General features: G+C 41.4%; 6 protein-coding genes and 1 pseudogene. 3 read left to right on the plus strand and 4 right to left on the minus strand.

Going from position 1 to position 7,739, the window contains the following annotated elements; translation table 11 throughout:
* Both IM456_RS20925 and IM456_RS20930 read left to right on the plus strand, forming a co-directional pair.
* Window positions 1-114, plus strand: a 114-nt coding sequence (locus IM456_RS20925) for a transposase (protein ID WP_130758671.1), incomplete at its 5' end; no start/stop codon positions are given.
* A 308-nt stretch (window positions 115-422) separates the two neighbouring features.
* The gene (locus IM456_RS20930) at window positions 423-1,199 is read left to right on the plus strand and encodes an RNA polymerase sigma factor SigF (protein ID WP_149987113.1); all 777 of its coding nucleotides are present in this window, start codon (window positions 423-425) and stop codon (window positions 1,197-1,199) included.
* An 89-nt stretch (window positions 1,200-1,288) separates the two neighbouring features.
* On the opposite strand, the gene IM456_RS20935 is transcribed toward IM456_RS20930, so the two are convergent.
* Both IM456_RS20935 and IM456_RS20940 read right to left on the minus strand, forming a co-directional pair.
* Window positions 1,289-2,449, minus strand: coding sequence for an aminotransferase class V-fold PLP-dependent enzyme (locus tag IM456_RS20935; RefSeq protein WP_287693102.1), 1,161 nt, complete (start codon window positions 2,447-2,449; stop codon window positions 1,289-1,291).
* A 306-nt stretch (window positions 2,450-2,755) separates the two neighbouring features.
* Complete coding sequence (locus IM456_RS20940; RefSeq protein WP_287693101.1) at window positions 2,756-3,889, minus strand: RNA polymerase sigma factor, RpoD/SigA family; 1,134 nt, start codon at window positions 3,887-3,889, stop codon at window positions 2,756-2,758.
* Between the two features lie 763 nt (window positions 3,890-4,652).
* Between IM456_RS20940 and priA the strand changes: the two genes are divergently transcribed.
* Window positions 4,653-7,142: a primosomal protein N' gene (priA, locus tag IM456_RS20945; protein WP_149987117.1), complete on the plus strand. Its 2,490-nt coding sequence runs from the start codon at window positions 4,653-4,655 to the stop codon at window positions 7,140-7,142.
* Between the two features lie 29 nt (window positions 7,143-7,171).
* On the opposite strand, the gene IM456_RS23435 is transcribed toward priA, so the two are convergent.
* Window positions 7,172-7,498 (minus strand): DUF4351 domain-containing protein, encoded by a 327-nt coding sequence (locus IM456_RS23435; RefSeq protein ID WP_306342193.1) that lies wholly within the window; start codon window positions 7,496-7,498, stop codon window positions 7,172-7,174.
* A gap of 90 nt (window positions 7,499-7,588) precedes the next feature.
* Window positions 7,589-7,696, minus strand: a pseudogene (locus IM456_RS20955) (IS630 family transposase); the annotation flags it as partial.
* Window positions 7,697-7,739 lie beyond the last annotated feature (43 nt).

The raw sequence follows: 7,739 nt of genomic DNA on the forward strand, positions 1-7,739 counted from the left end.
GTGGTCGAGGGAATCAACAATAAACTTAAACTAATAAAACGGAGAGGCTATGGCTTTAGAAACTTTCGGAATTTTTGGGTTAGAAGTATGTTATCTTGGCATCTTGTCTGTTGATTTAGCATAAAGGGTAACGAAGAGCCAAAATTCACACCCCACACCCCACACCCTACACCCTACCCCCAGGAAAAACTTTTTCAGCAGACCCTAATTACCTGCGTTTTAGCTTACCTGTGTCCTTAAATACTTCCTTGACCGCGTCAAATCACACAAGTCCATATATAAAAGCTGTATCATCATAATCTGGGTAAATTACATTGCTGCCATTGCTTGCCGCTTCTCATCTAGACTGTATTGGGATTGGTCAAAGCTAATTGCAATAGTGATATTTTACAGTCAATATTTTTTAAGTCTGTTAGCACTCTATGTCTGTCCTAAATAAAGAAAATCTTAAACTGGAAACTCTCACGCTATTTCAAAAATACCAAAAAACAGGAGATAATAAGTTACGGGATCAGATTATGGAGTTAAACCTAGGATTAGTCAGAAGGGAAGCTCATCATTGGGTTAATCAATGTCATGAAAATTACGAAGATTTAGTGCAGGTTGGCTCTATGGGACTAATTCGGGCGATCGAGCGTTTTGACAGCAGCAAAGGTCATGCTTTTAGCTCCTTCGCTATTCCCTATATTCGCGGCGAAATTCAACACCATCTGCGCGATAAAAGTTATACAGTTCGTATTCCTCGTCGTTGGTTAGATTTAGGCAGACAAGCGACAAATGTGCGTCGGGATTTCCAAACTATCCACAATCGTCAACCCAATGATACAGAAATCTCCCTCGCTTTAAATATTTCGCTCGAAGAATGGCAAGAGGTAAAACTGGCTTTCCAAAACCGTGAACCTCTTAGTCTCGATGCGACGGTTAATAACGATGAAGATAATAATACTTGTTTAAAAGACCTCGTTCCCGATCCCCGTTATCGCAGCTTTCAACTTTGTCAAGAGGATCGCATTCGTTTACAACAGGCACTGGCTCAATTAGAAGACAAAACCCGTCATATTCTCGAATTTGTCTTCCTTAAGGATCTTACTCAACGGGAAACCGCCGAACAATTAGGCATTAGTGTTGTTACCGTCTCCCGTCGGGTGAAAAAGGGTTTAGAAATGCTCAAGGAAACCATGCTCCAAGAAGTATTTTAGCCCAATTATCGGTTCTCATAGCAAGTCCGTTATTAACTCCCAATCCAACTTTAAAAACTCAGTTATGGATTTTTTCCCCCGCTCCCCGCTTATCTTTGCTGCAATAGCAAGTAATTTAAAACCCCAGCTAAATATTCATACTGCTCGATCGAATTATAGTAGTGAGCAGAAATCCTCACAATTAATGATGCTTCTCCCCAGGGAATTATCGGCACTTCAATCTGATATTTTTCCCACAGTTGCCTAGATAAATCTTCTGCTGCCCAAGAATAATGAGGAATTAAAATTGAAGACATCGATCCGATCATCGATTCTGGACAGGGATAATTGACCTCTAAGGCATGACAAAGCAAATTTCTGGCTTTTAAAACCAAATTACGATTCGTCGCCATCAGACCCAGTAAACCATCAATAGAGAGAGAATTTAAAAACTCGATCGCTTTTGGCACTGATAAATAAGCGGTGGGATCATCGGTTCCCATCCAAGCAAATTCTAACTGAAAACGGGAGCGATCTTGTCGAGGGGAATTCGCTCCATGGCTAATAGTTAAAGGTCGAATTATTGCCTGTTTATCCCCGCGCACATAGAGAAAAGCAGCCCCCTTGGGACTACATAACCACTTATGACAATTAGCAGTATAATAGGTGGGATTAATTTCTCTGATATTAAGGGGTAAAAAACCTAAAGCATGAGCGCCATCGATGAGAGTATCAATGCCCCGATTATTTAATTCTTGCACAATTTCTGCGATTGGCCAAATTAGGGCCGTGGGACTGGTGACATGATCTAAAACTACTAATTTTGTCCGGGTAGAAACAGATGCTAAAATTGCTTGACTAATTTCTAAAGGAGACTGTACAGGAAAGGGAATTTTAGCGATAATTACCTTTAAACCCCATCTTTTAGCTATATGTTTAACTGCATTAGCACAAGCATTATAGGTCTGATCGGTGATCAGAATTTCCTCATTTTCCTGAAAAGTGAGAGAATTTAACACCGCATTTACTGCTGTGGTTGCATTGGGAACAAAGACTAAATCATCGCTATTTACTCCCACTAAATCCGCTAATTTTTGCCTAGCAATATCTAATAATCCTTCTAATTCTCTCCCCAAAAATGCTAAAGGTTGTCTTTCCATTCGTTCCCGCAATTGTTGCTGATAATCCAAGACTATTCTAGGGGTTGCACCATAGGAACCATGGTTGAGAAAATAAATATTATCGGGAATTAACCAAGAATTTTTGGACATATTGAATTAGTTTGATTTTATTGAGAACTAGAAAAAATAATAGCTTCATCTATTTTTGCCGAATATATTCTCTCCATTCCGCATCAGTTATTTGTTCGTATTCATCGAGTAACTGCAAAGCAAAGTCAATGACTTTTTCTGGAGATTGATATTTTCCCGTTTTCACTTTCCGTTGGAGATGTCAGTTCATAGGTATTATGACTATCTACTGAGAAAATCAACTTTATCTTAATTTTAAGCTAAATATCGACAAAAAAAAGCTCTCCAAGAAAAAGGAGAGGGGAGAGAACGAGTTAGAAAAAATTATTAATGTAACCATCCTTTCAGACGACGTGCGACTTGAGGACGACGTAATTTTCGCATCGCTTTAGTTTGAATTTGACGTACTCGTTCGCGAGATAAATTGAACATTCCCCCCACTTCCTCTAGGGTATAGGGTTGACTGGTAGCTAAACCATAACGGAGGGAGATAACATCTTTTTCCCGTTCCGTGAGAACATCACTTAAAACTGCGAAAATTTCCTGACGCATCATCATCTCATTCATTTTATCTTCGGGAAGTTGTAGATCATCATCTTCCAACAGATCTACTAATTCCGTATCTTCTCCTTTCCCTACACGATGATTTAAAGAGAGAGATTGACGACGCAATTGTAATAATTGCCGCAATTGTTCGGGAGTTATTTCTAACGCTTCCGCGAGTTCTCGTTCATTGGGATTGCGCTGTAAATCTTGCTTGAGAATGCGCTGCGCTTTTTTGAGTTTATTGAGTTTTTCGACAATGTGAATCGGTAAACGAATTGTCCGCGCATCGTTAGCAATAGTGCGGGTGATTGCTTGTCGAATCCACCAATAAGCATAGGTAGAGAATTTATAACCTTTATTGGGATCAAATTTTTCGGCCGCACGGTTGAGTCCGATCGCACCTTCTTGAATTAAATCTAAGAAAGGAACTCCGCGATTTAAATAGCGTTTAGCGATAGAAACCACCAAGCGCAAATTAGAACGAATCATTTTCCGTTTAGCTGTTCGTCCCCGATAAAGACGGTTTTCCAGTTGACGTTCATTATCTAATTGTAAAGCGATCGCCCATTCCGTTTTCGTCGGGGGACGATGTAAATTTTCTTGTAGTTTTTGGCGCACTTCTTCCGCTTCCATCAGAAACTTAACCGAGTGGGCTAATTCAATTTCTTCTTCCGCATTAAGCAGGGGATAACGGGCCATTTCTTTAAAAAATGCCCCAACAGTATCTTCATTGCTGCCTTTATCGTATCCAGTTCCACTACCCCCACGAGTGGTTTTTAGGGTTTCCGGTAAAGGTTCAGTCAGATCTTCGTCAGTTCTTTCAGCAAAATCCACGCTGTCTAGTTCTAAAGGATTTGTCTCCAGGGCAATGATTTGATTAAAATTATCATCGGCAGCCAGTTTAGAGATTTTCATAAGCAGTTATGGATGGAGTGGGATTATAATAGCAGGGAAAAACTCAATTTCTCCCAATGGGCTGATTGTTACATTGAATTTTCGGGGAGCAGATTTTTTAAACGTTTTCTTAATTAATGGCGGCCATTTCTGGGATATAATTGCGCGATTCTGTGTCGATGGTTACAAATCGCCGAACCAGATAATCAGATTTTCTGGTGAATAGGGAAAACTTTCAGGGTTTCCACTTATACACTCTAACTAAGGTTTTTGGTATTTGACTAGGTAAAGATCACGCTTCTTAACAATCAAGATAGCAGTCAGCTTTTTATGACTATTCTTCGCTTTTTTTATTGAGAACTATTCTCAAGTTTTGACTAACTATGCTTTAATTCAATAGCTAATAGTCAATAGTTATCATTAACTTTATCAATGCTTAAGGGTGGCCAAAAATTATTTTGGGGAGACTGCAAGAGCTAAAAATCAAAATTTGTGGGCAAAAAAGCAATATTTAAACTGTTTTTAGAGAAAATTAGCTATTTTTATTCCCCTCGAGCTTTAAACTATAATTTAAATACCTCATTCTCCCCACTTGCCACTTGCCACTGATAACTGAATTTGTGGACAAAAAAGCAATATTTAAACTGTTTTTAGAGAAAATTAGCTATTTTTATTCCCCTCAAGCTTTAAACTATAATTTAAATACCTCATTCTCCCCACTTGCCACTTGCCACTTGCCACTGATAACTGATAACTGATAACTGATAACTGATAACTGATAACCATGCTCGATCGCTGTGCTACTCTGACTGTAGCGGAACCTCGCACACCTTACCAATTAACCACCACTGGGCAACTGTGGTTAGAGGTTTTGGTCGATCGCCCTTATCCTAGAGATAGTCAAGAGGATCAGCAATTATTAACCTATAGTGTCCCCCCAGATTTAACGGTAGAAATTGGCGATATTTTAAGCGTTCCCTTCGGTTCTCAGGTAATTGGGGGAATTGCTATTAGATTTCTCGAAAATTTGCCCGCAGGACTAGAAGAAAATCAAGTTCGTCCTGTGGAAGATGTGATTACTAAGGGCTTTTTTCCCGATAATTATTGGCAGTTATTGACTAAAATCGCCCAATACTACGCGACGGATTTAATCACCGTTGTTCGCGTCGCTTTACCCACGGGTTTACTCCGACGCTCCCAACGTCGCATCAGATTAAAACCGGCAGCGATTCCCCCCGGTGCAGAAGTTTTTTGTACTCCCCTCTCCCGTCAGATTTTATCCCTGCTCAAAAATCAAAAAGAAGGCGATTATTCGGCGAAATACCTGCAAGAAAAAGTAAAAAATGCTAATTACGGGATCCGAGACTTAGTTAAGCGCGGTTGGGTAGAAAGTTATCTAGAAGCGCCCAAAAGTCCTAATATTAAGCTAAAAAAAGCCATTACCCTGCTAATAACCGACTTTCCTACGGATTTAACTGAAAATCAACGCAAAATTGTCGAAATTCTCCGTCATCAGGGAGGAGAAATGTGGCTGCCAGAATTGGCACAACTCGCGGGGACAAAACATTTTAAACCACTAATTGACAAGGGTTATGTGGTGATTCAGGACCGGGAATTTCTGCGCTTATCCTCGGCGATTATGAGCAGGGATCAACCAAAAACACTGACTTCTAGTCAAAAACAGGCTTTAGAAGCCATTCAAACCCTAAAAGATGGTGAAAGCGCTCTCTTACATGGAGTGACGGGATCGGGTAAAACAGAAGTCTATCTACAGGCGATCGCACCTGTCCTAGCAGCGGGTAAATCTGCCTTGGTTTTAGTCCCCGAAATTGGATTAACACCGCAACTAACCGATCGCTTTGTGGCCCGTTTTGGCGATCGAGTCTATGTTTATCATAGCGCCCTCTCGGAAGGAGAAAGATACGATACCTGGCGACAGATGTTGACAGGAACCCCGCAGATCATTATCGGGACGCGATCGGCGATTTTTGCCCCTTTACCCCACCTAGGCATGATTATCCTCGACGAAGAACACGATAGCAGCTTTAAACAAAGTCAATTACTCCCCACCTATCACGCGCGTACCGTGGCTAAATGGCGCGCTCAATTAAACCATTGTCCCGTAATTTTAGGCTCGGCCACGCCATCCCTAGAAACATGGCTAGAATCCCAAGTTAATCCCCGTCTTTACCTATCTTTGCCCGATCGCATCCAAAATCGCCCCTTACCGCGGGTGGAAATCGTCGATATGCGACGGGAATTGCAACGAGGCAATCGTTCCCTGTTTAGTCAATCTCTGCGTTCATCTCTGGAAACCCTGCGCGACAAGGGAGAACAGGCAATTTTATTCGTCAGTCGCCGGGGTCATAGTACCTTTGTATCTTGCCGAAGTTGCGGTTATGTGCTAGAGTGTCCCCACTGTGATGTCTCCCTATCTTACCACCACACCGACCCGGGAGCCGAAGAATTACTACGCTGTCACTACTGCAACTATGGTCGCATCCATCCGAAACAATGTCCTGAATGCGGTTCTCCCTATCTAAAATTTTTCGGTACTGGCACTCAGCGCGTCACCCAAGAATTAACCAAAGAATTTCCTGATATGCGTTGCTTGCGTTTTGATAGTGATACCACCCGCAATAAAAATGCTCCCCGGGAACTATTAAAAAAATTTACTGATGGTGAGTTCGATGTCTTAGTCGGAACCCAAATGCTCACCAAAGGATTAGATATCGAGCGAGTTACTTTAGTGGGAATTATGGCTGCCGATGGGTTACTATATCACTCCGATTATCGCGCCTCCGAACGCGCTTTTCAAACCCTCACCCAAGTAGCAGGGAGAGCAGGAAGGGGAGAAACAGAAGGAAAGGTTATTATCCAAACCTATACCCCTGAACATCCCGTGATTAGAGCAGTGCAAACCCACGATTATGAGGGTTTTGTCGAGACGGAATTAATGCAGAGAGAGAGTTTAAATTATCCTCCCTACGGCAGTTTAGTCTTAATTCGCTTTAGTGGTTTAGATGGGGAAGCAGTCCAGAAAAGTGCCGAAAATGTTGCGGAGGAATGTGTTAATAATTTGGGTTCCGATTGGGATATTTTGGGACCTGCACCCGCAACAATTATGCGCGTGGCTAACCGTTATCGCTGGCAAATTCTGTTAAAATTCTCTGGATACAAGGCTGATATCGGTCGTCTTTTTCTTCCTCTGAAAAGCTTAGTTTTACCAAGGGTAAGTATGGCGATCGATGTGGACCCCTTAACTATAGAATAATAAATGATAAATGAATCGATCGCCATTGTTCACGGATGCAACCAGTTATCTAAATCTGCCAAAGTGTCAAAGTCTAATAAAGCGAGTCCTAAGTCTTCTAAGCGCTCCACAGGAAGCTTGCGGATGGTTTCCTCAATATTTTGCGGTATTTCGCCGAAACGTCGTTGAAGTTGACGGAAGACTAACTTTGCTTCTCCCTGTTGTCTTCCTTGTTGAATACCTTGCTGTAGTCCTCTTTTAAGTCCCTCTTGAACCGCTTGTTCTCTATCCGGTTCTTCGGTTGGTGCTATGCAATGGACGGAGTTATAAGGGATGAAACCCTTATAGAGAAGGACATTGATGCGATTTTTGTCAATTGTTTTCGATCTAGAAGGAACTAATCAATAGAACTCTTGCCAGATAAAGATTTAGTCGATTTATGCCACCCTATTGAACCATACCAAGTAACGAAGAACCAGAACTTCCATCTTCAGTTGAACCCGGGGATGGGGATGATGAAATCTTTCATAATACAGTGAGTTCTTTTCTTCTTCCGTGAATTCTAGGTTAATCATGTTTTCAATGAGTGCTTTGCTTCTAATTATGACTCTTAAACTA

Source organism: Microcystis sp. M079S1 (assembly GCF_020246425.1).
GTDB classification, from domain to species: Bacteria; Cyanobacteriota; Cyanobacteriia; order Cyanobacteriales; family Microcystaceae; genus Microcystis; species Microcystis aeruginosa.

Coding starts and splice junctions, on each gene's coding strand:
- IM456_RS20930 (WP_149987113.1), top strand. CDS start 423: ATGTCTGTCCTAAATAAAGAAAATCTTAAACTGGAAACTCTCACGCTA.
- IM456_RS20935 (WP_287693102.1), bottom strand. CDS start 2,449: ATGTCCAAAAATTCTTGGTTAATTCCCGATAATATTTATTTTCTCAAC.
- IM456_RS20940 (WP_287693101.1), bottom strand. CDS start 3,889: ATGAAAATCTCTAAACTGGCTGCCGATGATAATTTTAATCAAATCATT.
- priA (WP_149987117.1), top strand. CDS start 4,653: ATGCTCGATCGCTGTGCTACTCTGACTGTAGCGGAACCTCGCACACCT.